Raw genomic sequence first — 25,791 nt, 5'->3', positions numbered from 1 at the left:
AAGCGCATACAACGCCCCAGGCGCAATCCTTCGCATACATCCATCCATCGGGTAGGTGAGGGCGCGGAGTCTAGGTAGGCGAAGTGCCGCTGTCTGTCATCCCAGTGCAGAAAGTCGAATTTTTCAGAAAAGTTCTATTCGAACGGCGAGCTGATCCGCTGATCCAGGTCCGGACAGGCTCGGCAGAGGGTGCCTCGACGGGCACTGCTGCCGAGTTCGGCGCCTCTTTTCAGAATATTCCGATATCTCGACAGGGAGGCCGCAGGTAGCCTTCCGCCCATGAATGGGAAGAAGTGGATGCTCGCCGTCGTTTCAGCCATCACGGCGAGGCGCTATCCGTCGCTTTGGACGGCCATGCTCCTTGCGGTGGTCCCCGTGCTGTTGCGTGCCGGCTCGGCGCCGACCGGCGGCGTGCTGTTCCTGACCGTGGGAAGTTGGGGAATTCGTTGTGTGCCCCTTATGGGAGCGGCGGTTCTGGTATCGAGCTTTGTCGGGTTCCTCAAGTACGGTTCCCGCGCCGATCTGCCGGCGTACGGGCTGTGGGTGCTGACGTTCGTTTCGGTCGCGATCCTCGGAATCGTGATGTTCGAGGCCTTCAGTCTGCCATGTCAGTGGAGCGGTTCGCTCCAGTTACCCGGTGTGGTCCTCATCACCTGTGCAGCCGGCACGCTTGCCGGGGCGGCCGTTGCCGGAATGCGCCGCTATCGCTGCCGATTCCGAGTCGTTCGCAGGTGACTGTTTTGGCGTGAGTTTCTTCCAACGGCCGGAAGGAGTCCGTTCACGCATCCTGTACGCCTGCGGTGAAACATTCTCCCGCGGGATGTGCTCCATGCAGCCGGGTCTGGCTGTGGCGGCAAAGGGGAGTGGCGATGAACGGCAAGGGAAGCAGATTCCTGCTCGGAATGGCGAGCATCCTTCTGGCGGTGTGGTCCGTCTCGGGCGTGGCGCACGAGGCTCGGGACAAGGCGTCCGGCTGCCTGAAGAAGGTCGACTGGGCGGCAAGCGCGTTCGGCGCCCAGGACGATCCGGATGAAATCTTCATTTCAGCGGAGGCGTTCGATCAGTTGGCCGGTTGCGTCACGCAGGCCGCGGGATCGACGGGTGGAACGCCGGGCAGGATCGTGCACCGCGGATTTACCTATGTGAGGTCGCCGGCGTTTCCGGGAGCGTGTGACGGACTCAAGGCGGACGCGGTTCGGTATGCGCTGTGTACGGGGGCGCGGGGGCCTTCGACGCACGATCCGAAGCTGATCGGGTGTGTGAATGAGTATTGCGATTTCAGTATGGCGGATACGCGGCGGAGGTTTGGTGGGCTTTAGGGGGCTTGCCCGCTGGCGCGGGATCGCCGCTGAAGCGGCTCCCACAAGGGGGGCGGTTTTTATGGGGAGGCGGTGAGGGGGGCTGGGATCGCCGCTGAAGCGGCTCCCACAGGGGTGGCTCCTGCAGAGGTGACTGCTGCAGGGGTGGCTCCTGCAGGGGTGACTGCTACGGGGGTGGCTCCTGCGGCGGCGGCTCCTACGGGGGGTTTTTGGCCGGGTTTGGGTAGTTCGAAGTCGCGGTAGCGGCCGGGGTCGCCGGTCATGCCGGCTTCGGCGGCCTTGGCGATGTTGTACATCTCGCGGGCGCTGACGTAGTGCAGTACGTAGTCGCGGCCATCGTTGTAGGTGGACTCGAGGTAGTCGTGCATGGCGTCGACCGGCTTGCCGAGGAGGGTGTCCATGTCGCCCTCCTGGGTGCCGTGGGTGTGGATCTTGATGAAGATCCATTCCGGTCGGCCTTCGACGTGGATACCGGTGCGTACCCATTGGTCCACGCGTGAAGGCGTCGGCGGCGAACCGCGGCGGATGTCCGAATTCTCGATGCGCGGAATGATGCCGAAACGCCGGCTCTTCCAGTTCAGTCCCAGGACGCCCTGGATGATCAGCAGATCGCCGGACGGCTTGCCGCCGACGCGCATGCGCACGCCGGTGTCGTGCGACTTGCACTTATGCGGATCGTCGGTGGCGTAGTAGATGGCGTTCGACATCCGCGTCTGTGTGTCGCTGGGTGCGGAGGGCAGGGTGAAGTCGGCGTAGCAGCCGAGTTCGCGCAACAGGATCAACTCGTTGTCGATCCCGCACCAGCGGCCGTCGGCACGTGAGTTGTCCAGGCACCAGTTGCCGTGGATGAAGGCGAAGCGCAGCTGACCGGTGACCGGGTCGCGCGGCAGGGCATGGTGCCTGTCGTGCAGGAGCCGGTTGAAGCGATCGATCGTGGCGACGAAGTTATCCGGGGTGTCGTTGTCGTGGTGGAGATGGATCTCGATCTCGCCATAGCCGTCCGCGCAGAGCGACTCGATCTTGTCGAGGTGCTCTTCGACGTATTCCTCTTCCGGGTAGAAGAAGCTGTGCTGCGGCACGCGGCCGTCGGCGTCGCGATGGCGCGAGGCCAGCGCGCGGTAATCCGTACACCAGCGGTCGACCCGGCGTCGCTGCGTGTCCATGTCCACCCGTCCCCAGTTCGGCTCGAAGTGGTCGACGAAGCAGAACATGACGTGCACGGGACCGGCGACCTTCGGCGGCTTCTGCCGGGTGAGGTAGCCCCACAGCCAGTACTGCATGTTGCGCGCGCGGATCGCCACCGTCACCGCGGCGGCGAAGGCGAGCAGAAACAGGACGATCAGGGCGATGACGATCACGCGGCGGCTCCGGCTGGTACCAGGGTGAGCAGTTGCTCGGCGTTGTTGCGCCACTGCCGCTCGCTGGCGATGTAGTCACGCGCGGCATGACCCACGCGCCTGCGCTCGTCGGTGAGCCGGGCCAACTCGAGCACGCGCTCGACGCAGGCGGCGGCGTCGCCGCGCGGGAACAACCATCCCGTACGGCCATCGGCGATCACCTCGGCGACCGGCGCGTAGTCCGGTGCAACCATGGGAACGCCCATGCCCATGAACTCGAACAGTTTCATGGGCGAGCCGTAGTGATTGGAATTCGGCAACACGGCATAGTCCATGCAGGCGATCCAGCTGGCCACTTCCTCATGGGGTACCCGGCCGGGCAGCAGCACGCGATCGCTCAGGCCGCGTTCGGCGACGAGGGCGCGCACGGCCGGCAGGGTCTTGCCGTCGCCGACGAAAACCAGGGCCAGCTCCGGCACATCGTGCAGCCGGTTCGCAATGGCTTCGACGAAGTCGTCCACACCGTGCCAGTGGGCGAAGGCGCCGATATGCCCGCACACGGTGCGTCCGCCGAGTCCGCGTTCGCTGCGCAGGGTGTCGCGATCGAAGCGGGCCGGGTCGAAGCGGGAAAGGTCCACGGCGTTGGGCGAGATCACCGATGGCGCGATATCGCCATAGGCCTCGATGGCCGCGTCGCGGAAGTACGTGGAGATGAAGACCAGGCCCGTCGCGTGACGCAGACACCACCCTTCGATACGTCGCGCCAGGCGTTTCATGGTCAGCGGCCGCACCCGGTCGACCAGGGCCGAGTCGTTGATCTCCAACACCAGTGGAATGCCACGGCGGCGGGCCAGCCACACCGTGGCGAACAGGAAGAGGGAGTAGCGCTCGTAAATCAGCTTCGGCGGATGCGTGCGCCAGGCGCGGGTCATCCTTGCCAGGGTCACGAGGTTATAGAGCAGCTCGAAGATCTCGAAGACCACGCCGGGGAGCCTGGTCACGAAGCCGGCCAGGCGGCCACGGCCGCCACCGCCGGTCTCGGGCAGTTCGCGTTCCGGGTCGGCGCCGGGAAACGACATGACCGATACGTCGTGGCCCAACTCTCGCAGCGCGTGCACGATGCCGCGGATGTGCACGCCTTCGACATGGCGACCGCGCGTCCGGTGGTGGTAGAGGATGTTCAAGGCGCGTTGCCCGGGAGCGCTCCGAAGCGGATGCCCTGGTCGAGCCATTCGGGAAGGAGGACTTCGAGTGCTTCGGCCGCCTTGTCGCTGTCGTCATGCATCAGCACGATGTCGCCGGCCGCCGGCGGATCGTTACGCAGGCGCGAGATGAGCGCCGAGATCGGGCGATCCTGGTAGTCGAGGCTGTCGTACGACCAATAGATGAAGCTGCGCTTGCGTCGGGCGAAATGCAGGAGCAGCTTCGCCCCGACATAGCCGTGCGGCGGGCGCATGCGGTGGTGCGGCCGGTTGTCGAACAGGCGCAGCAGGGCGTCGGTGCGATACACCTCGTCCAGTTGCTTGCGCAGGTCCATGTTGCTGAACGACCAGTGGGTATACGAGTGGTTGCCGATCATGTGGCCGTCGGCGACGATCCGCTGGACGATTTCCGGGTACTGCTCGATCTTCTCGCCGACCAGGAAGAAGCTCGCTTTCACGTTGTACTTTGCCAGCGTGTCGAGCAGCTTCGGCGTGTGCTCGGGATCGGGACCGTCGTCGAAACTGAGGTAGCGCAGATCGTGGTCGCGCGTGCGCGTGAGCACGAGCGCTTCCGGCAGGAGGCCGAGCAGGTCGTGTTTTTTCAGCTTCCAGTTCATGCATTTGCGCCAAGATGTGCCGGTTGTCCGGCGGCTACGCGGTGGAGCGTGTGCTCCAGACGATCGATGTTCTCGTCCCAGCGGAAGGTGGCCGCATGGGCGGCGATGACGACCGGGTCGAAATGGCGCTCGAAGGCTTCGACCAGGGCGGTGCCCAGTTCGTGCGGTTGATGCACAGGCACGAGGATGCCGGCCGTCTCGGGCAGCACTTCCGGAATGCCGCCCACGGCGGTCGCCACGACGGGCGTACCACAGGCCATGGCCTCGAGCACGACGTTGGGCACGCCTTCGTTATGGCTGGGCAGGCAAAGCACGTCGGCGGCGCGGAACCAGTCGGCCAGCGCCGCGTGGTCCACGGCGCCTTCGAATCGCACGTTGGGTGCGCAGCACAGCGAAGCGGCACGGTCTTCGAGATTGGCTCGCGAAGGACCGTCGCCGACATAGATGAGACGTGCGTCGTGGTGGCGCTTTACCAGCATGGGGAACGCTTCGATAAGGTCGTGACAGCCCTTGGTGGCTTTCAGGTTACCCGCGTAGAGCACGATGGGCACTTCGGCCGGAAGGCCTAGCCGTTGGCGTGCGGCGATGCGGCTGCCACGGTTGAACACGCGGGTATCGACCCCGTTGTAGATCGCTTCGACGGCTTCCGCCGGCGCACCCAGGACGATGGCCTTGCGCGCCAGCGCCTTGCTGACGGCTATCACGGCGCCGGCGCCGCGCAGGGCCGCACGAATCTGCGGTCGACGCAGGCGCGCCTCGGCCTGCACGTTGAGGTCGCTGCCGTGTACCTTGACCACGTACGGTATGCCCAGCAGCCGCGCCACCCAGGCACCGGCCACGGCATCGGGAAAGGCCCAGCTGGCCAGGAGCACGTCGTAACGGGCGGCGCGCAGTTCACGGCCGCGCTGCCACATCACACTGGCGAAGAAGCAGAAGGCGTTGAGGAAACGGCCGACGCCGGGCGGATGATAGAAGGTGAAATGGTCGCGCGTGATACCCGGCACGTCGACGGTGCCCTGGGGACCGGCCATGCGTTCGCGAAAGTCGACGGCGGTGAGCACGTCCACCTCGTGCCGCTCGGCCAGGCGCTGGAACTGCTGGCGATTGAAGGTGCCGCGCCGCGGGTCCCACGGCGTGGGGAAGAGGTTGGTCAGGACCAGGATCTTCATAAGATCGCCTCCATGTCGCCGAAATAGAGCTTTCCATAACGTATCGCCATGGCTTCGAGCGAACCGTGGGTTTCCACCCACTGGCGCGCCGCGCGGCCGAAAGACGATGCGCGCTGGGACTCGTGGAGCAGGCCGAGGATGCCGCGGGCCAGCGCCGGTGCGTCGGCGGCCGGTACGAGGCGCCCGGTGGCGTCGTCATGGACGATCTCGGCGTTGCCGCCCACGTCCGTCGCGACGATGGGCAGCCCGGTGGCGCACGCTTCCAGCAGCGCCATCGAATAGCCCTCGGTGACCGAGGAAAGCACGAACATGTCGAAGCCCTGCAGCAACTGGCGCACGTCGTTGCGGTCGCCAAGGAAGTGCACGCTGCCGGCGACGCCTTCGTCGAAGGCACAGGCGCGCAGGGTCTCGCGGAGTTCACCGTCGCCGACCAGCACGAGTACCGTGTCCGGGCGGCTGCGATGAACCTGGCTGAAGGCGCGAATCAGGCTGGCCTGGTCCTTTGCCCAGTTGAGCCGGCCGACGGTGCCGATGACCTGTGTACCGGTCGGCACGTTGAGCATGCGGGTGAGGCGCTCGTGCATCGTATCCGAGGCCAGTTCGAAGCCGCCGAGTACGATGCCGTTGGGCACGACGCAGGCTTTGGCCGCCGGCACGATGCCACGATGCACGGCGTCGCGGCGTGCGGCTTCGCAGACGGCAACCACGGCGTCGGTGGCCTTCATGGCGCGACGGAACAGCCACTCGCGACGGCCGGGCTTCTGCTGGCCACCCATGCCATGGCGTGTATTGACCACCTGGCGAATGCCCATGCCGGCCGAGGCGAGCACGGCCTGGTAGTGCGCGACCGCATTATGCGTATGCAGTACCTCGGTGCGATGCGCGGCCAAGAAGCCACGCGCACGGCCGATCGCGCGCAGGTCGAAACCGGTACGCTTCTCGCAGGCGTGGACCGGGATGCCGAGTGCATCCAGTTCGCCGGCAAGCGAGCCGCGCTCGAACAGGCAGACCACCTGCACGTTATGGCCGAGGCGGCGCTGCTCGGTGACCAGATCGAGCACCATCCGCTCCAGGCCGCCGCGATTGAGGTTCTCGACGAAGTGGGTGATGTTCACTCAGGTCAACTCCGATACGGTGACGCGCAACTTGCCGCTGCGGGTCAGCGGGATATCGTCGACGAAGTGGCAATGCAGTTCGGCGCTCTCGCCGAGCACCTTGGCCACTTCGTGGCGGATGTAGTCGAGCGACTGGTCGTCGAACGCGTCGCCACGCACGATCGACAGGTCCAGGCGATCGAGTCGGCGCTGGACCAGCTGGAACCGGGTCAGCCCGGGCACGTCCTTGAGCATGTGCGGGAAGAACTCGCCGGGAAGCACGTGACCGGCCGGCGTGCGGATGGCATCGAGCTTGCGACCATCCACCGAGGCCAGCATCGGCAGGCCGCGACCGCAGGGGCAGGGCTTGCCGCTGGCATGCGTCGCCATATCGCCGTTGACGTAGCGGACGAACGGCATGCCATAGTTGTACAGGTCGGTGATCGCGATGTCGCCGCTGCCCTGGTGGATCGGCTGGCCGTCGGCGTCGAGGGTCTCCACCACGAGGTGGTCGGCGTTAACGTGCAGGCCGTCGCGGTGCTCGCACTCGGCGGCGATCAGCATGAACTCGCGGCAGCCGTAGGTATTGAAGGCGGGCGCACCGAAGGCCTTCTCGATGATCTCGCGCTGGAACGGGTGCAGGGCTTCGGCGGCGCCGATGATGGACGCGGGCGCGGCGACGCGACGGTTGTTGGCCAGCAGCCACTCGGCCAGGCGCACCAGCGGACCGACGTAGCCGACGATGACCTCGGGCCGGTAGGCGTCGATGGCATCGGCATAGTCGGCGAGGTTGGACTCGCTCATGCGGAAGCTGTCGAGCAGCTTGCGTGCGAAGACGGCGTTGTACAGCCGATCCTTCAGCTGGTGGCTCGCGCTGGGGTTGCCGACCGGACCGCCCCACAGGAACAGCGTGCGCCGGCCCATGCGCGATCCGGCCCAGCGATAGCCGCGCCACATCACCGCCACACGACGATCGTTGCTCTCGCGGGTGAAACCGAAGCGCAGCGGTTCGCCGGTGGACCCACCGGTCGACTTGTAGCCGAGGCCGTTCTTCAGCGAGGTGGCCTTGAGGTCGTCGGCGTGGTTGCGGACATCCGCCTTGGTCAACACCGGCAGCTGCGCGAAGTCGGCCAGGCTGCGGATGTCCCGCGGCGCGATGCCGAGGGCGGTCCAGCGTTCACGGTAGAACGGCACCTCGCGATAGCACCACGCCAGCAGGCGTTGCAGGCGTTCGAACTGCAGCGCCTCGATGCGTTCGCGGCCGAGCCATTGCTCGGCCTCGTAGCGACGCATGTGCCTGGGCGTACCACGGCGACGCAGGCCGCCTTCGTAGGCGGGCCAGATGACGTTGCGCAGGGCGGATTCGTAGAGGCTCATACGGTTCTCAGTAGCACGGCGACGAGAACGAAGAGGGCGGCGACACTGCCCGCGGCAGCCGGTACCCAGCGCCATCCACCGTCGGAAAGACGAAAGAAGGGCAGTTCCGGCCAGCGCTTGCGTGCGCCGATGTAGTGGCCCGCGACCATCGCGGCGATCAGGTACAGCACCACCATGTAGCTACGGCTGAGGAAGAACGCGGCGGCGAACAGGCCGCACAGGGAGAGCAGCAACGTCAGCGCCATCTGCTTCTCCATCGCCCACTCGGCTTCGACCTGCGGGTCGTTGCCTGGCACGCGCACATGGCGAACGATCGTCAGCATCATCCAGAAACCGTAGCCGACGAAGGCCAGCCAGGTGACGAATCCGACGAAGCCGGTTTCGGCCAGCACCAGCACGAAGGAATTGTGCGCGGTGAGTTCGTTGTACTCGGTGAAGTTGCCGGCGCCCACGCCGAAGGCGGGGTTGTCGCGGAACATCTCCAGGCCGGCATACCAGGCGTCGACGCGTCCCGCGGCGGATTCTTCGCCGGCGTCCAACTCGTCCATGCGCGAGGAAACCAGTTTCATCGCGGCCAGCCCGACCACGCCGAGAATGCCCGCCACCACGACGCCCTTGCGATACCACACATAGCAGCCGGCGATGATGAGCACGGCAAGCAGGGCGCCGCGCGAGTTGGTCAGCACGATGCCGTAGAGCAGCAGCAGGGCGCAGCCCAGCCATAGCGGGCGCAGCATGCCGGCGCCACGACGGCCGAGGAACACGGCCATGGGCAGGCAGGCGGCGAACAGCAGGCCGAGGTCGTTGGGGTCGTTGAAGATGCCGACGTACTGGATGCGGCCACCTTCGCTGAGCGGGATGCCGGTCCAGCCCGTGCCCAGCTGGGACTGCTCCACGCCGTGCAGGGCGAGCACCGCGGCGCAGGCGACGAACACGCCCATGGCGGTACGCACCCGCTTCTGCGTGTTGCATGCCGCGCCGAAGACGAAGAAGGCGATCACCACCGGGCCGAAACGCGCCAGCTCGTCGATCGCGCCGCCGGTCCAGCCGTTGGTGACCTCGGAGATCATCAGGATCAGCAGGAAGGCCGGCAGGATCAGGAACTGCGGCGCGGCGAAGGTCTTCGCTCGCGAGAACAGCCACGTGGCGGCGGCCAGGAACAGCACGATCGGCAGGATCGGTACGTTCTCCAGACCCGGCAGGTAATCCTGCGGGCGGATGATCGTCAGCACCACATAGAGGAGGATCAGGGCGAACATGCAAGATCCTTGGGAGCATTCGCTTCGTGTGCCGGCGTGGGATAGCTCATCAATTGCGGCAGGGCGAGCATGGCGGCGAACCAGCCCGGCCCCATGTTGCTCTCCACCGGCAGGCGGTAGAGCGAGTAGCGATTCTCCGAAGGCTCGGCGTTGGTGCCGCAGATATAGCTGCAGCCCAGCTTGAACCCGGCATTGCGCGTCGCCGCGATCACCGCGTCGTTATACGCGCGGTCGCCGCCGACGGGATAGGACATGAGCATGGCCGGGTGGCGCAGTTCGCGGTCCAGCGTAGCCTTCGACTCGCGGATCTCGCGCTCCATCTGGTCCGGCGGCAAGCGAGCCAGCATACGGTGGTGGACGCCGTGCGAGCCGAATTCGAGGCCGGCCGCTTCCATTTCGCGCGCCTGGTTCCAGGTCATGGGACGACAGTCGAGCGGTCGGGCGTTTGCCGAGGGCATGTTCCACTCCTGCTCGAGGCGCTCGGTCATCGCGGTCTGGCCGAGGGCGTCCAGCCACTTCATCTTGAGCAGGATGCTGCCGGCGATCCGGCGGCGCGAGGCGCGATCCGGCGGCAGCGCCACATCGATCTGCAGCTCGGGAAGGACCAGACGGGGTGCGCCGGTCGTCAGGATCATGTGCACCAGCCAGTCGTACGCATACGGCTTGCCGCTGTCGATATGGCCGGTGGAGACGAAGAACGTCGCCGGCACGCCAAGCTCGTCGAGGATTGGCGCGGCGATACGGTAGTTGTCGTCGTAGCCGTCGTCGAAGGTGACCGCCACGGTATCCGGCGGAAGCGCGTCGCCGGCATCCAGCGCCGCAACGATATCGGTCAGGCGCATCGGCCTGAAATACTTGCGCAGTCGCTGCATCTGCTCGCGGAACTGGTCCGGCGGCGTGCTGATCAGTTCGAGATCGAATTCGTAGGTATCCGGATCGGGCAGCGGCATGACGCGGTGGTACGCGAGGATGCGCAGGTCGCGCTGCCACCACGCGCGTACCCGCTGCAACGAATGCAGCAGGCCGCTCGAATAACACAGTTCGCCGAGCCGGCCACGGATTCCCGGAGCGCCACCCTTCATATCGATCACCATAGGTGTAGCCTTCGATTTTTCGCGAAGGCCACAAGGGCCTGGGCCGCGAAGAGGTTGAGGTAGAAGAACGCCAGCGCGATGCGCAAGGGAAGCAGACGACCCAGTGCCGGACGCAGGCGCGCCAGTCCGACCATCAGCGCGCCGGCGATCAGGCAGCAGAAGGCGAAGGCGTAGATCGGGTGGCGGCTGAACAGCAGGCCGGTGCTCACCGTAAGCGTGAGGATCAGCCAGGGCGCGAACAGGCGCAGCAGCTTGTGGCTGACAAAGCGCAGCCACAGGGGGTTGCGCCACGGCAGCAGCAGCCACGGCGCGAGCTGGATCAGCTGGTAGTTACCGGCCAGCGTGCGGATCTTGCGGCGGCGCTCGTCGGCCGGCACCTGCGAGGGCTGGTCCCAGGCCATGGCGCGCGGCTCGAACACCACGCGCTTGCCCTGGGCGGCCACGCGCATCGGCACCAGCACGTCGTCGAGCACGGTGCCGGGCGGAATCGGCTGGAACAGGCGACGGCGGATGGCGTAGAGCGCACCGCTGACGCCGATGGTGGAGCCCGAGCGGCTCTCGGCGTGACGGATACCTTTCTCGTACCGCCAGTAAAAATCCACGCCCTGCGCAAAGCCGGTGCGGACGTTCTCCATGTGCAGTTCGCCGCCGACCGCGCCCACGCCGGGATCGGCGAGGTTGGCGACCAGTTCGGTCAGCGCGGTGGGCGAGAGTTTCTGCCGTACATCGGTAAACAGCAGCACTTCGCCGCGGGTGAGGGCCACTGCATCGTTGAGGCAGGCGGCCTTGCCGCGACGATTCGGAAAGTCCAGCACGGTCAGTCGTGCATCGGTGGAGCGGCGCGCGGTGGTCACCGTATTGTCGTGGCATCCGTCGCAGGCGATCACGATGTCGATGAGTTCGGCCGGGTAGTCCAGGGCTTGCAGGCTGGCCAGCTTGGCGCGAATGAAATGGGCGCCGTCGTGCACTGCGATAACGATGCTCACCGTGGGCAGGATCGGCCGGCGCGCGACCGGTCGTGGCCACAGGCGTGCCTGCAACCACACCAGCACCGGGTAGCCCACGAAAACGTGGACCAGCAGCAGGGCCGATGTCCAGCAGGCGAGCCAGGCAAGATGCGTGATCATGGCGTTCCCCCCGGTGCCGTGCGTTTCAACCGCGCCCAAGCAGGCGACTGAACAGGCCACGTTTCGACGCGATCGGCGCCGCTGGCGGCGCCAGGGCGAGATCCGCGGCGAGCGTGCCGAGCGTGCCGTTGGCGATATCGAGCAGGTTCAGTTGCACGCCCGTGAGTTTCTGCACGCGCATGGCCATGTCGACGGCGAGCAGCGAATGGCCGCCCACGTCGAAGAAGTTGTCGCTGGTACGGATCCGGCACATGCCGAGCAGCTCCTGCCATACCGAGGCGAGCAGGCGCTCGCTTTCGGTGCGCGGTTCGTTGCCGTTCGGCGTGCCATTGCCGGTGCGTTGTTCCGCGGGAAGCGGCAGCGCCGAGATGTCCGGCTCGCCGGTCGCCAGCATCGGCATCGCGTCGAGCAGGGTCAGGCTGGCAGGCATGGACCAGGCCGGCAGATGAGCGGCGAGGGCGGCACGCACGCCATCGGCGTCGGGCAGGCAACCCGGCGCGGCGACGGCGTAGGCGTCGATGCGCTGGTCGCCCGCGTGGCCGGTGCGCGGCACCGCTACGGCGCGGACGATGCCGGGCTGGGCGAGAAGCAGGGTTTCGATGGCTGCCGGTTCGATGTCCAGGCCGTGCCGGCGAATGCGCCGGTCGTCACGGTCGAGCACCTGGACCAGGCCGTCGGCGAGCCAGCGGCCGCGATAGCCGGTGCGGACCAGACGATCGTCGCCCGGCTGGCGATCTGCCAGCGACCGGCTACCGAAGGCCATCGCCAGACCGCGGCCGGCGATGGCCACTTCGCCCGTCGCGCCGATCGGGCAGGGTTCGCCGTCGTCGTCGAGCATCCACACCTCGTTGTTGGCGAGTGGGCGTCCTTCATGCAAGGCGTCGACGGCACGGTCCACGCGACCGCAGGTGACGACGGGCGCACAGAGCGCGTCGCCGAACACGGTCCACAGGCCGGCGGTACGTTCGCCCATCTGCGCGGCCAACTCCGGCGTCGGCGTGCCGCCGACGATCGCCGCGTGCAGCTGGGCGTCGCCGGTCCAGCCGTGGTCGAGCAGGTCGTGCCAGGTTTCCGGCGTGGCGATGAAGCGATCGAGCGTCGCCAGTTCGCCGCGTGCGAGGTTCTGTGGCTCCTGGACGACCCAGGTCGCGCCGCTGGCGAGGGCGAGCAGGGGCTCGATCGTCGACATCGGATCGCTGGCCAGGGCATCGCCGCCGATGCGCTGGCCGGCACGCAGGTCGAGTGTTTCGATGAGGCCTTCGACGGTGTTGGCGATCGAACGATGCGACAGGGCCGCACCGCGCGCATTGCCGTCGGCACCGGGTACGTGGAACGCGATGGCCGGCAGGTCGGGCTCGGGGTAGGCGCCGACGGGTATGACATCCAGGCTCACGGCGTCCAGTTCGACATGGTCCGCGTCGAGCCAGAGCGCACAGGCACGGGGCCAGTCGAGCGTGGTCTCCAGGCCGACATCGCCGATCAGCACGGTCATCCGGGCATCGGCGACGATGTCACGCAGCCGCGCGGACGGATCGGCACGATCCAGCAACAGGGCGGTGCCGCCGGTATGCGCGATGGCGAGCAGGCCGGCGAGGCGGTCGGCGCCGGGATCCACACACAGGCCGACGACGCTGCCCGGCATGGCGCCACGATCGCGCAGGAGGATCGCCATGCGCAGCGCGCGGCGCAGCAGGTTGGCGTAGCCGATGGTGCGCGCGTCGTGGACGATGGCCGGGGCATCCGGCGATACCTTGGCGCGCGCTTCGACCATCGCGTACAGGTCCAGCGGTAGATGGGCGTCGCGGCTCGTGGCGTTCCAGCCGCGCATGGTTTCCCGCTCGGCCGGCGTGGCCGCGGTGAGCGAACCCACGGCGATGGTCGGATCGGCGGCGACGCGACGCATCATGTCCAGGTAGCGTTCGCGCATGAGCCGTGCCGTATTCGCCTGGAGCAGGTCGGCGTTGTAGGTCACCCCGCCGACCATGCCGGCGTGGCTTTCGAGGAACCACAGGCCGAGGTCTTCCGTGGCCGCGCTCTGGAACAGCAGGATCTGCTCATGTGCCAGACCGCCCCAGTCCACCGAACGCTGGCGTGCATCCTGGAACGAGAACAAGGCCTGGTAGAGCGTCGCGCCGGTGCCTTGACCGACCTTCAGCTCGCGCTGCAGGTACTCCAGCGGGACGTCCGGATGGCCGAAGGCCTCGATGGCCGTGCGCTTCACATGGCGGACGAATTCGAGGAAGGACAGCGCGGGATCCACGCTCACATGCAACGGCAGCAGGTTGTTGAAATAACCCATCACCGATTCGACCTCGGTCTGGTTGCGTCCGCGCACCGGCGTGCCGACGACCAGGTCGTGCTGGCCGGCCGAGCTAGACAGCATGGCGTAGTACAGCGCGAGCAGGGTCATGTTGAGCGTGGCGTCGGCCTGCTTCGCCACCTCGTGCATCGCATCGGTGTCGTCGCGCGAGACGCGGATCCACTCGGTCCGACCCAGACCGGACATGCCGGGGCGGCGTGCGTAGTCGGTCGGCAACGCACGCACGTCGCCCATCTGGGCAAGGCGCTCGCGCCAGAAGCCCAGCTGCGACTGGAAAGCCGGCGACTCGAGCCAGTGCGCGTGCCACTCGGCGAAATCGCCGTAGGTCACCGGCAGCGCGGCCAGCGGTGACGGCAGGCCGGCGACGAAGGCGCGGTACAGCGCCGACAGTTCGTTGTAGAGGATGTCGAACGACCAGCCGTCCCAGATGATGTGGTGCGGCATGAAGAAGAACGCATGCTCGTCGGCGGACAGGCGGAACATGCGCGCGCTGAAGAGCGGCGCATTGCCCAGGTCGAACGGCGTGTCGGTCAGTTCCTGCAGGCGTTGCATCAGCCGTGTCTCGCGCTCCGCGACGGGCAGGTCCGAAAGGTCCTCCGCCGGGAACAGCGGGTATGCGAGCTGCGGCGAGACCATCTGCATGATGTCCTGGCCGACGTCGCGAAACGCCGTGCGCATGCTCGGCTGCCGCTGGATCAGGGCCTGGAAGGCCATGTCGAAGGCATGTTCGTCGAGGCGTCCGCGCAGGCGGTGCGCGGACGGCGCGTTATAGGTCACGCGGCCCGGATGCATGCGCTCGAGCGCCCACAGGCGACGCTGCATGAGCGACAGCGGGGCATGATCCTGGTCGCAACGGTGATCGATCGGCGCGGCGGCGGGCGCCGTGCCGCTGGCAACCTGCGCCCCGATCGCGGCGGCCAGCTGTTCGATGGTCGGCGCGTCGAACAGGGTGCGGAACGACAGGGCGACGTCGAACTCGCGGTTGAGCCGGGCGGTCAGCTGCGCGGCCAGGAGCGAATGGCCACCCAGCGCGAAGAAGTCGTCGCGCACGTCGAGATCGGGCAGGCTGAGCACGGCCTCCATGGCGGCGGCGACACGGCGCTCGTCCTCGTTGCGCGGCGCCATGCGCTCGCCCGGCGTCGCCACGGAATGCGCGATCGGCGGCGGCAGGGCTTTGCGGTCGATCTTGCCGTTGGGCAGGAGCGGGATCGCATCGAGAATCAGGATGTGCTGAGGAATCATATAGTCGGGCAGGCGCGCACGCAGTCGCGAGCGAAGGCTGTCCTCACCGATCGTGGCACCGTCGCGGCCGACCACGTAGGCGACCAGGCGCACGTCGCCGGGGCGATCTTCCCGCGCGATGACCACGGCGCGGCCGACCTCGGGGGTATCGGCGAGCACGCTTTCGATCTCGCCGGGCTCGATGCGGTAGCCCCGCACCTTTACCTGGAAATCCAGCCGGCCGAGATGCTCGATCATGCCGTTGGCCAGCCAGCGGCCGCGATCGCCCGTGCGGTACATCCGCGAGTCCGGCGTTTCCGACCACGGATCGACGACGAAGCGTTCGGCCGTGAGCTGGGGGCGGTCCAGGTAGCCGAGCGTGACGCCGGCGCCACCGATGTGAATCTCGCCGGGCACGCCGAGCGGGCAATGGTTGCCGCATTCGTCGAGGATATGCACGGTGGTGTTCGCGATGGGCCGGCCGATATAGATGCCTTCGCGCGGATCGGACACGCGCCAATAGGTCGAATACACGGTGGTCTCGGTCGGCCCGTAGCCGTTCCACACTTCGCCGCAGCGGTCGAGCAGGGCCTCGGCCAGATCCACCGGTAGCGGCTCGCCGCCGGAAACGGCGCGGAACGCGGGACGGCCGTTCCAGCCGGCATCGACAAGCAGGCGCCAGCCGGCGGGCGTGGCCTGCATCATCGTCGCATCCACGTCCTCGATCAGGCGGCGCAGCTGGCCACCGTCGCGCACGTCGTCACGACCGGCGACGACGATCTCGGCACCGCTGGTCAAGGGAAGCATCAGCTCCATGAAGGCGATATCGAAAGAGAGGGTCGTCACCGCCACGAGGCGGTCGTCGGGCGCGATACCCGGCACCCGCTGCATGCTGGTGAGGAAGTTGGAGGCGGCGCGATGCGGCACGCGCACGCCCTTCGGACGGCCGGTCGAGCCGGAGGTGAAGATCACATAGGCGACCGAGTCGGGCGTGGCCGCCTTGCGATTACGCTCCGGTCGCTCGAACGAGGCATGCACGACTTCTTCGCTGGCGAGCGAGAGAACACGCGTCGGATCGAAGGGGAAGGCCAGCGGGGCATTATCGTCGATCACCAGCGCGGCGAGGTTGGCGTCTTCCGCCATGAAGGCGAGACGGTCGGCCGGGAAGGTGGGGTCCAGCGGCACGTAACCGGCGCCGGACTTGAGCACGCCGAGCACGGCGGCGACCATGTCCAGGCCGCGTGCCAGCGAAAGGCCGACGAGATCGCCGTGACCGACGCCGCGATCGCGCAGGGCGTTTGCGACGCGGTTGGACCGGGATTCCAGCGCGGCGTAGCTCAGCGAGCGGTCGGCGTGACGCACGGCCGAGCGCTCCGGTGCGCGGTCCACCTGCTGTTCGAAGAATTCGTGGGCCAGGCGCAGCTCCGGGAACGGCGTCGGCGCGGGTTGCAGCGCCGCCAGTTCACGGTAGACGGCATCGGAGACGATGGGCAGCGCGACCGCTTCCATGGTCGGATCGAGCACGGCCTGGCGCAGCAACATGGCGAAGGCGTCGAGCCAGCCCTGGATGGTCGCGCCGTCGAACAGGTCCGCGTTGTACTGGCATTCCAGGCGGAGGCCGCCGTCGACCTGCACGGCGTTGACGAAGAGTTCGAAGTTCTCGTAGGCCCGCGGCACCGCTTCCACCTCGAAGCGCAGGCCCGGGAAGGTCACCGTGCTTTCGTCCAGCTGCGCGTCGAGGTTGAACAGCACGGTCACCAGCGGCAGCCGCGACGGATCGCGGGCGATGGAGAGGCGGGCGAGCAGGCTGCCGAGCGTGTAGCGCTGGTGGTCGAAGGCATCGAGCAGGTCGTTGCGCACGGTGCCAAGCAGCTGGCCGAACGTCGCCGTGTCGTCGATCCGCGTGCGCAGGGGCAGCACGTTGACGCAGTGGCCGACGAGGGTGTCCAGCCCTTCGGCCGCCTGGCCCGCCGACGGCATGCCGATGACGACGTCGTCCTGCCCCGCGATACGGCGGAGCAGGACGGCGAAGGCGGTCAGCAGGGTCGCGTAGAAGCTCGCGCCATGGGCGGCGCCCAGGCGTTTGATCGCGGCGACGTCGCCCGGGTCCAGCGTGCGGTCTTCGCGCCGTGAGGTGAACGACCGACGGCGGGGACGGGAACGGTCCGTGGGGAGGTCGAGCACGGGCACGGTGCCGGCGAACCGGCCGAGCCAGTACTGTTCGTCCTCGCGGGCTGCCCCGGTGCCGGCGTGCGCAGCCTCGGCCAACGCGAAGTTCGAGAACGCGCTCGCGGCGGCCGGGCCCGTGCCCTGGCCGGTGCGCTGCGCGTAGAGGGCGGCGAGATCGCGCACGATCACGCCGAAAGACCAGCCGTCGCAGACGATGTGATGCGCGGCGATGGTGAGCAGGTGACGATCCGCGGCGAGGCGGAACAGTTCCGCACGCACCAGCGGCCCGTGTTCGAGATCGAACGGCGTGGTGACGATACGGTTGAACGCATGCATGATCCTCGCGTCGCTTTCGAACGGCGCGAGCAGCGAGAGATCGTGGAACGCGAGTGGAAGCGTGGTGTGTTCGGCGACGAACAGGCCTTCGCCGTCGCTGCCGAACGTGGCCCGCAGGGCTTCGTGGCGATCCACGATCGCCTGCAGCGCCGCTTCGAGGGCCGGCACGTCGAGCAAGCCCTTGAGCGTGATCGAGACCGCTTCGTTGTATGCCAGCGAGGCTTCCGGCTCCAGCCGGGATGCCAGCCACACCTCGCGTTGCGGCTCCGTGGTCGGCACGAGCCGCGACAGCGGCGCACCGGCGAAGGGGTCATAGTCGACCGCTGTGGCGGCGGCCAGCTCGTTCGGCATCATGCGGTGACCCTCAGGTACTTGCCCGGCGCATCCGGGTTGGGAACGAACCAGGCCGGACGACCCTCCGGATCCTTGCCCAGGCGTGCGCCCGGCATGGGCGGACGCTCGGCATCGAAGGAGGACGTTTCGCGGCGGCGCGGCAGGAATTCCGCTTCCTGCATTTCGAGAATCGATTCACGGAACGCGGTGGCGATGGCGGCGAAGTCCGCTTCGCTATGCGCGGTGGTGAAGAAGCAGGGGAAGTTGTCGAGGATGTGGATGCCGCGGCTGCGCATCATGGCGAAGAGCAGGTCCTGCAGCGGATGATCCTCGGTGAAGGTGGTCTTCCACACCGAGGCGAAATGGACGACGTGGATCGGCGCGCCCACGTTCACGCAGAACGCGTTGAGTTCCTCGGCCATGGCGGTGACCTTCGCGTTGAGCGTGGTCTGCAACTGGCCGCCTTCGTTGGCCAGATGGGTGAGCACGGCATGCGCGGCCGCCAGTGCCAGTGGATGGCGGACGAAGGTGCCGGCGAAGTAGGTGACGCCGACGGTCGGCGTGGAGTCGTCGCCGAAGCGCCAGTGACCCCCGTCCAGGGCGTCCATGAAGCGGCGTTTGCCGGCGATCACGCCGATCGGGAAGCCGCCGCCGACGACCTTGCCGTAGGAGGCCATGTCCGCATCGATGCCGAGTACCGCCTGCGCGCCGCGCGGATGCGCGCGGAAACCGGTGACCACCTCGTCGAAGATCAGCAGCGAACCGGATTCCTCGGTGATCGCGCGCAGCTCCTGCAGGAACTCCACCGGCTGGAAGTCGGGTCGGCGGCTCTGCACCGGCTCGACCAGGACCGCGGCGATCTCGGAGGCGCGCTCGCGGATGATCTGCAGCGATTCGGGCGTGCCGTAGTCGAGGACGAGCACGTGTTCGGAGGTATTGCGCAGGATGCCCGGCGCGGCCGGCACGGATTTCAGCTTCTTCGTGCCGCGGACGATCACTTCGTCGAAGATGCCGTGATACGAGCCGGTGAAGATCACCAGGGTGTCGCGACCGGTGACGGTGCGCGCCACGCGCACACAACCCATGACCGCTTCGGATCCGGTATTGCACAGCGCGGCGCGGTCGAAGCCGGTGAGGTCGCAGACCTGCCTGGCCACGATGCCGGCCAGCGGATGCTGCGGGCCGATCTCGTAGCCGGCATCGAGCTGCTTGCGCACGGCGTCGAGCACGAAATCCGGCTGCCAGCCGAACAGGTTCATGCCGAAGCCGTTGAGGGCATCGACGTAGCCGTTACCGTCCAGATCCCACACCTTCGAGCCCTTGGAGCGCTCGATCACGATCTGGTAGACGATTTCCTTCAGCAGCGGCCGGAAGCCGTTGACCACGCGCGGGTCGGCCAGGTGGCCGCGATGTTCTTCGGTGTACGCCTTGGAGGTCTTCGTGCGCTCGACGTAGCGCCGCATGAAGGCATCCAGGCGGGCACGCTGGCGGCCGCTGAGTTCGGTCGCGCCGTGATGGATGCGCGCGATCGCGCCGAACGCCTTTTTGACGTCGTAAGTCGTGTGGGCGAGCGCAGCCTCTTCGTCGGGCGCCGAGCCGCCCTGTCCTGGATTGCCCTGCACTTGGCTGCCCTGCACTTGGCTGCCCTGCGCTTGCCCGCCCGGTGCTTGCCTGCTTTGTGCTGGATTGCCCGGTGCTTGCCTGCCCTGTGTGGGAGCCGCTTCAGCGGCGATAGGTGCTTGCGCCAACCTGCCGCCCGCTGCCGCGGCCATCGCCGATGAATCGGCTCCTACAGAAGCCGGTGTCGCAAGCGTCTGAGCAATTGCGGGAGCGGCGGCTCCCGCCAGCAACGCCAACTGTTCCCGCATGATCTGCATCTGCTGCGCGATCACGTCCTGGACCAGTCCGCCGCCCATGGCCATCGCCACGGGCGCCGCCGCCGCGACCTGGGCGGGCATGGCCGCCGGCGCGGGCGCCACCGGCTGGGTTTCAGCCGGCAACAGGCGATCGATATGCGCCGCGAGCCGTTCGAACGACGAGCAGCCGTCCATCAGTTCGCGGAAGGTGATCTTCAAGGCGTAGGTCTTCTGCAACTGCAACGCCACCTGGGTGAGCGAAAGCGAGTCCAGGCCCAGCTCCACGAAACTGGCGTCCGGATCGACGTCCTCGAGCTCGGTTCCCGACACATCCTCGAAGAGCGCGAGGAGTTCGGCGACGAGGCGTTGCGGGCGGGCGTTGCTGACGGGAGCGGAAGGCATCGGCATGAGGGACTCCGGAACGACGGGAGAAGCAGGAGAGACGGAAAGCGGAGCGGCGGCCGGCGCCGTGAACGTCGGCGCGAACGGCACCGGGGCGGTCAGTGGCGTCGCCGCGGCGATCGGCGTGACGGAGGCCGGGAGGCGTGCGTCGATCCAGTGCCGCTTGCGTTCGAAGGGATAGGTGGGCAGGCGCACATGGCGCCGGTTCTCGCGGTGGTCGAACGCGCCGGTGTCGATGGCGACGCCCGCCGACCACAGCGCGCCGGCGGCGCCGAGCCATGCGGCGCGCTCGTCGGCGGGACCGTCACCGAGCGATGCGACGATCGTACGGCCGCGGCTTTGCGAGTGTTGCCGGACGAGCAAGGCAAGGCTCGGGCGCGGACCGACCTCGAGGAAGGCGTGCGTTGTGTCGTCGAGCGCGTGCAGCAGCGCCGGAGAGAACCGCACCGCTTGGCGCATATGCCGGGTCCAGTAGTCCGGCGACGTCGCTTCCTCGTCGGTCAGCGGCAGCCCGGTCAGCGTGGAGACGATACGAATGCGCGGAGCGGCCAGCGGCACGGCGGCGACTTCGGCACGGAACGAGGCAAGCACGGGGTCCATCATCGCGGAGTGGAACGCGTGCGAGGTATGCAGGACGCGGCAGGCGACGCCGTCGGCTTCCAGGGCGATACGGAAGGCCTCGATGGCCTCCGCCGTGCCGGAAACGACGCTGGCGTTCGGCGCATTCTCGGCGGCGAGCGAAAGCGCGTCCGGGAGGCGTGCGCGCAGTTCGGCGGCACCCAGACGAACGGAAAGCATCGACCCGGCAGGCAGCGCCTGCATCAGGCGGCCGCGGCGTGCAACGAGTCGTGCGGCATCGCCCAGCGACATCACACCGGCCAGCACGGCGGCGGCGAACTCGCCGACGCTGTGGCCGATCATCGCCACGGGTTCGACGCCGAGGCTCATCCATAGCCGCGCAAGCGCGACTTCCAGCGCGAACGTGGCGGGCTGGGTCAGTTCGGTGGCTTTCAGTGCGTCGGCGTCGGCGGCGAACATGCGGTTGCGCAGGTCGAAGCCCAGTTCGTCGCGCAACGCGCAGGCGACCTCGTCGAGCGCCGCGCGGAACACCGGCTCGGTCGCGTGCAGTTCGCGGCCCATGCCGGCGTACTGCGAGCCCTGGCCGGGAAAGAGGAAGACCATGCCGGGCGACGGCGTGGTGCAGGTACGGCACATGGCCGCCGCGGCGATGTCGCGCAGCTTGCTCACCGCGTCGTTGGTGGACGTGGCGACGACGTGGGTGCGCTGGACGAAGGCCTTGCGACCACGGGCGAGCGTCCACGCCGCATCGGCGAGATTGCCGTCCGGATGCGCGGCGAGGTGGTCGGCCAGCCGGGCAGCGGCGTTACCGAGTGCCGTCGGCGTCCTGGCGGACACCAGCAGCAACTGCGCGCCACTGGCGACATCGGACGGCACGCGTTCCGGTGCTTCCTCGAGGATCACATGGGCATTCGTGCCGCCGACGCCGAATGAGCTGACACCGGCGCGCAACGGGCCGCCGGCGGTCTGCCAGGGACGCAGCGACTCGTTCACCACGAACGGCGAGTCGGCGAGATTCAGGCGCGGGTTGGCCGCGGTGAAGTGCAGCGACGGCGGCAGGCGACGTTCGCACAGGGCCAGCGAGGTCTTGATCACGCTGGCTGCGCCGGCGGCCATCACCAGGTGGCCGACATTGCTCTTGAGCGAACCCAGGGCACAGAAGCCTTTGTCGGCGGTACCCTGGCGAAAGGCCTGCGTCAGCCCTTCCAGTTCGATCGGATCGCCCAGTGGCGTGGCCGTGCCGTGGGCTTCGACGTAGGAGATATCGCGCGGCGAGACCCCGGCGTCGTCCAGGGCCATGGTGATCACGGCGGCCTGCCCGGCGGCATTGGGCGCGGTGAAACTGGCCTTGACCCCGCCGTCGTTGTTGACCGCCACACCGCGGATCACCGAGTAGATGGGATCGCCGTCGCGCAGCGCATCGGAAAGACGCTTGAGCAGGACCACGGCCGCACCGTCACTGAACACCGTGCCCTGGGCGCCGGCATCGAAGGTGCGCGTATGCCCGTCGGGCGACAGCATCGAGCCTTCCTGTGCCACATAACCACTGTTCGGCGGGCAGGAGATGGACGAGCCACCCGCCAGCGCCATACCGCAGCGGCCGGCGCGCAAGGCGTCGAAGGCCTGCGCAATGGCGACGAGCGAGGTGGAACATGCAGTGTTGAGGCTGATGGCCGGGCCGGTGAGGTTGAGCTTGTGCGCCACGCGCGTGGCCAGGTAATCCTTCTCGTTGCCGAGCATCACCTGGAAGGCGCCGAGCTTGTCGATCAGGTCGGGCCGACCGCTGATGTGTTTCTGGTAGTACGTGGCGTTGTGCATGCCGCCGAAGACACCGACGGGCGCCTCCTGGGCGTCGGGCACGTAGCCGCCGCGCTCGAGGCATTCCCAGCACAGTTCCAGGAACAAGCGTTGCTGCGGATCGGTCAGCTCGGCCTCGCGCGGCGACATCCCGAAGAAGCCGGCGTCGAACTGTTCGACATCGTCGATCACGCCACGCGCGGCGACGTAGTCGGGGTCGTCGCGATCGGTCTGGCTGACTGCCGGATCGAGCTCGCCGGGGGCGAAGAAGCGGATCGACTCGCGGCCGGCGCAGAGGTTGTCCCAGAACGTCTCGACATCGGGCGCGCCGGGGAAGCGACCGGCCATGGCGATGATCGCCACCGCTTCGCCCACCGCCGACGCGCCACCCGACAAGCGTCCTGCCAACGCCTGGCGCGTGGCGCGTCCCTCGATCGTGGCCGCGATGGCGGCCGGGGTCGGCTCGGCGAAGAAGCCGACCAGGGAAGGGGTCGGCGACAGTTCTTCATGCACGCGAGTCATGGCGCGCGTCGCAAGAAGGGAGCTGCCGCCGAGGTCGAAAAAGTTGTCGTCGCGACCGACCGTGTCCAGGCCGAGGGTTTCGGCGAAGATCGCGCAGAGCCGCATTTCGATGTCGCCGTGCGCTGCCACGAAGGCCGCGGCCAGCTCGGGGCGGGCGCTGTCCGGAGCGGGCAGGGCATGGCGATCCAGCTTGCCGTTGTCGTTGACCGGCAGCGCGTCCAGGCGCATCCATGCCACCGGGAGCATGTAGTCGGGCAAGGTACGGGCCAGCGCGTCGCGCAGGCTTCGCGCGGTCACGGCCTCGTCGTGGCTGACGTAATAGGCGACGAGACGCTTCTCGCCGGGCGCATCTTCGCGGGCGATCACGGCCGCGGCGGCGACGCCGGGCAGCGCGCGCAACACGATGTCGATCTCGCCGGTCTCGATGCGGTAACCACGGATCTTCACCTGGCCATCGACGCGGCCGACGAAGGCGAGGTTGCCGTCGGGCAGCCAGTGCACGAGATCGCCGGTGCGGTAACGGGTACCGCCGGCGACGAAGCGCTCGGCGGTAAGCTCGGGACGGTTGAGGTAGCCGCGTGCGACACCGCTGCCGCCGATGAAGAGCTCGCCGATGGCGCCATCGGCGACTTCGTTGCCGGCCTCGTCGAGCACATGGAGAGAGGTCTCGCCGATCGGCTTGCCGATGGGAATCGCGCGAAGCTCGTCAGGCAGTTCGTGCGGAATCGGGTAGGTCGTAGCGAAGGTCGTGCATTCGGTAGGGCCGTAACCATTGATGAGCGTGGTCGCCGGAAGCGCGGCATAGGCCTTGCGCACATGCGGTACGGAAAGCGCTTCGCCACCGGTCAGCACCGCGCGCAGGCCGGCAAGGTTGCTCGCATCGTCGTCGACGATGGCATTGAACAGCGCCGCGGTGATCCAGGCGATCTCGGCGCCGTGGCGTTCCACCATGCGGGCGATACCGCAGCCCGTCGGAACGCGCTCGCGATACACCACGCAGGTTCCGCCATTGAGCAGCGGCGCGAAGATCTCGAAGGTGGACGCATCGAAACCCAGCGGCGCGGCGTGCAACACCTTCGGCGCATCGAAGTCGATGTAATCCGAGCGCAGCACCAGACGCAGAATCGAGGCGTGTCGAATCTCGACCCCCTTCGGCGTCCCCGTCGACCCCGACGTATACATCGCATAAGCCAGATTGCTACCCGAACCTTCCTCTAGGAGCCGCTCCAGCGCCGAACGGCGCTCACCGAAGCCAAGCACCTCCAACCCCGCCAGACCAAGCAGCGGGATCTCCTCGGACAGAACATCCAAACCTTCATCCGCGACGATCGCCGCCACATCGGCATCGCGCAGCGCAAACGCCACCCGCTCCACCGGCCACCGCGTATCGATGGGCAGATAAGCCGCCCCCGCCTTGAGCACGCCGAACAGCGCTACGATCGCCTCGACCGAACGCTCCATCAACAGCGCCACATAGCTGCCCGGTTCCACACCTGCCGCCACCAGGCCGGCGGCAACGGCATCGCTACGTGCGTCCAGCTCGGCATAGGTGAGGCTCAGCGCATCCGACGCGATCGCCGTCCGCTCCGGGCAGCCTTTCGCCACGGCGCTGAAGCGACCGTGGACGGTACCGGCGTCGTGCCGGCCGGTGGGAAGTGCATCGTTCATCGTGTGCCCTCGTACCCGTTGGGAGAGCGCGAAGGCATAGGCCGAATGGACGAGGCGGCAACAGCGGGGCCCGGCGAAGCGCCGTGCGCCTCGCGGCAGCTTGCCGCGTTACCCCTGGTATCCCTCACCCACCACGCCGTGCCTTCGGCTTTCATGCGATCCCCCGTCACGCTGAAGGGCCGGTTGGCCCTGTCGCGTCTGTGGAATCTTTATAGCCCCCGGGTCCGGACGGGCATATACAACTGGCGCGCTAGCCGGGGTGGGCAAATGGCCGAGGGGTAGACTGACAGGAGCAGCCAAAGAAAAGGCCCTGCTCGAGGCAGGGCCAATGTGGGTCACAGATAATAGGGCGCGACGCGCTACGGGTAGACGACTTGAAACTCAACCGAACCCGACTTCAGAGCATATGGGCCGCGTATGACCCAGTACCATACGGTTTGCTTTCCGAGCACGAATGGCATGTCGAAAGTCCCCGGTGGAACAACCAAGGTCCCATCTACCCAGACGGATTCGCCAAAGGCGGCTTGGTTTGGTCTCTCCCAGACGTAGTCGATCTTATCGCCTGACGTGATGTCTGGGTAATTCGGCGCACGTACGCGCATGACTCCGTAACTGCTATGGAGCGTGCCGTTGACCATGCCGTCCACGGTGGGCAATCCTATCGGAGGCTTTATCGGCTTGGGTGGTTCTGGTCCTACGGATACCGGATAGCTTCCGCTTCCTGAAGCGCTATCTCGTGCGGTGATGGTGGCTTTGCCATCGGCCACTGCCTGGATGACGCCTTCGCTGGAATTGGGCACGCGGATGATCGTGGAATTGCTCGACGTATAGGTGTAAGGCGGGACGCCACCGGTGGCCGCGCGTGTGTAGCTGGCCGTGCCCGTGAGCGACACCAGCGAGTCGTCGATGGCGAAAGCCGTCACCACTAACACGGGGTAGGCGGCCGATTGGCTCGCTGCGTCGCGCGCTGTAATCAATGTCGTGCCGGCGCCT

14 protein-coding genes are annotated in these 25,791 nt (G+C 67.4%); 2 read left to right on the top strand and 12 right to left on the bottom strand.

The window, feature by feature from the left end:
• Positions 1-279 precede the first annotated feature (279 nt).
• Both VM621_RS03060 and VM621_RS03055 read left to right on the top strand, forming a co-directional pair.
• Complete coding sequence (locus tag VM621_RS03060; protein ID WP_325467523.1) at positions 280-735, top strand: hypothetical protein; 456 nt, start codon at positions 280-282, stop codon at positions 733-735.
• A 134-nt stretch (positions 736-869) separates the two neighbouring features.
• A complete protein-coding gene (locus VM621_RS03055; RefSeq protein ID WP_325467522.1) occupies positions 870-1,319 on the top strand; it encodes a hypothetical protein in 450 nt (149 codons plus the stop codon).
• Positions 1,320-1,378: 59 nt separating this feature from the next.
• On the opposite strand, the gene VM621_RS03050 is transcribed toward VM621_RS03055, so the two are convergent.
• From VM621_RS03050 to VM621_RS02995, 12 genes are all read right to left on the bottom strand, one after another.
• Positions 1,379-2,677, bottom strand: coding sequence for a hypothetical protein (locus tag VM621_RS03050; protein WP_325467521.1), 1,299 nt, complete (start codon positions 2,675-2,677; stop codon positions 1,379-1,381).
• A complete protein-coding gene (locus VM621_RS03045; protein ID WP_325467520.1) occupies positions 2,674-3,840 on the bottom strand; it encodes a glycosyltransferase family 4 protein in 1,167 nt (388 codons plus the stop codon). Before VM621_RS03045 ends, VM621_RS03050 begins: the two co-directional genes overlap by 4 nt.
• Complete coding sequence (locus VM621_RS03040) at positions 3,837-4,475, bottom strand: polysaccharide deacetylase family protein (RefSeq protein WP_325467519.1); 639 nt, start codon at positions 4,473-4,475, stop codon at positions 3,837-3,839. The genes VM621_RS03045 and VM621_RS03040 overlap by 4 nt, the downstream gene beginning before the upstream one ends.
• Entirely contained in the window at positions 4,472-5,644 is a 1,173-nt protein-coding gene (locus tag VM621_RS03035; protein WP_325467518.1) for a glycosyltransferase family 4 protein, read from the bottom strand. The genes VM621_RS03040 and VM621_RS03035 overlap by 4 nt, the downstream gene beginning before the upstream one ends.
• A complete protein-coding gene (locus tag VM621_RS03030) occupies positions 5,641-6,759 on the bottom strand; it encodes a glycosyltransferase (RefSeq protein WP_325467517.1) in 1,119 nt (372 codons plus the stop codon). The genes VM621_RS03035 and VM621_RS03030 overlap by 4 nt, the downstream gene beginning before the upstream one ends.
• On the bottom strand, positions 6,760-8,115 hold the full coding sequence (locus tag VM621_RS03025) for a phenylacetate--CoA ligase family protein (RefSeq protein WP_325467516.1): 1,356 nt from the start codon (positions 8,113-8,115) through the stop codon (positions 6,760-6,762). It abuts the gene before it with no gap.
• Positions 8,112-9,374 (bottom strand): O-antigen ligase family protein, encoded by a 1,263-nt coding sequence (locus VM621_RS03020; RefSeq protein ID WP_325467515.1) that lies wholly within the window; start codon positions 9,372-9,374, stop codon positions 8,112-8,114. The genes VM621_RS03025 and VM621_RS03020 overlap by 4 nt, the downstream gene beginning before the upstream one ends.
• The gene (locus VM621_RS03015; RefSeq protein WP_325467514.1) at positions 9,362-10,468 is read right to left on the bottom strand and encodes a polysaccharide deacetylase family protein; all 1,107 of its coding nucleotides are present in this window, start codon (positions 10,466-10,468) and stop codon (positions 9,362-9,364) included. Before VM621_RS03015 ends, VM621_RS03020 begins: the two co-directional genes overlap by 13 nt.
• Positions 10,462-11,595, bottom strand: coding sequence for a glycosyltransferase family 2 protein (locus VM621_RS03010; protein ID WP_325467513.1), 1,134 nt, complete (start codon positions 11,593-11,595; stop codon positions 10,462-10,464). The genes VM621_RS03015 and VM621_RS03010 overlap by 7 nt, the downstream gene beginning before the upstream one ends.
• A gap of 25 nt (positions 11,596-11,620) precedes the next feature.
• Complete coding sequence (locus VM621_RS03005) at positions 11,621-17,995, bottom strand: non-ribosomal peptide synthetase (RefSeq protein ID WP_325467512.1); 6,375 nt, start codon at positions 17,993-17,995, stop codon at positions 11,621-11,623.
• Positions 17,992-24,798 (bottom strand): polyketide synthase, encoded by a 6,807-nt coding sequence (locus VM621_RS03000; RefSeq protein ID WP_325467511.1) that lies wholly within the window; start codon positions 24,796-24,798, stop codon positions 17,992-17,994. The genes VM621_RS03005 and VM621_RS03000 overlap by 4 nt, the downstream gene beginning before the upstream one ends.
• Before the next feature lie 359 nt (positions 24,799-25,157).
• Positions 25,158-25,791, bottom strand: a 634-nt coding sequence (locus VM621_RS02995) for a hypothetical protein (RefSeq protein WP_325467510.1), incomplete at its 5' end; no start/stop codon positions are given.

The sequence above is a fragment of the Luteibacter sp. genome (genome assembly GCF_035539195.1).
Classification (GTDB): Bacteria; Pseudomonadota; Gammaproteobacteria; order Xanthomonadales; family Rhodanobacteraceae; genus Luteibacter.
This window is presented reverse-complemented; position numbering and strand designations above follow the sequence as displayed.

Bases quoted from the DNA above. Each gene is read 5' to 3' on its own strand.
- VM621_RS03060 (WP_325467523.1), top strand. From the start codon at position 280: ATGAATGGGAAGAAGTGGATGCTCGCCGTCGTTTCAGCCATCACGGCG.
- VM621_RS03055 (WP_325467522.1), top strand. From the start codon at position 870: ATGAACGGCAAGGGAAGCAGATTCCTGCTCGGAATGGCGAGCATCCTT.
- VM621_RS03040 (WP_325467519.1), bottom strand. From the start codon at position 4,475: ATGAACTGGAAGCTGAAAAAACACGACCTGCTCGGCCTCCTGCCGGAA.
- VM621_RS03035 (WP_325467518.1), bottom strand. From the start codon at position 5,644: ATGAAGATCCTGGTCCTGACCAACCTCTTCCCCACGCCGTGGGACCCG.
- VM621_RS03025 (WP_325467516.1), bottom strand. From the start codon at position 8,115: ATGAGCCTCTACGAATCCGCCCTGCGCAACGTCATCTGGCCCGCCTAC.
- VM621_RS03020 (WP_325467515.1), bottom strand. From the start codon at position 9,374: ATGTTCGCCCTGATCCTCCTCTATGTGGTGCTGACGATCATCCGCCCG.
- VM621_RS03015 (WP_325467514.1), bottom strand. From the start codon at position 10,468: ATGGTGATCGATATGAAGGGTGGCGCTCCGGGAATCCGTGGCCGGCTC.
- VM621_RS03010 (WP_325467513.1), bottom strand. From the start codon at position 11,595: ATGATCACGCATCTTGCCTGGCTCGCCTGCTGGACATCGGCCCTGCTG.
- VM621_RS03005 (WP_325467512.1), bottom strand. From the start codon at position 17,995: ATGATGCCGAACGAGCTGGCCGCCGCCACAGCGGTCGACTATGACCCC.
- VM621_RS03000 (WP_325467511.1), bottom strand. From the start codon at position 24,798: ATGAACGATGCACTTCCCACCGGCCGGCACGACGCCGGTACCGTCCAC.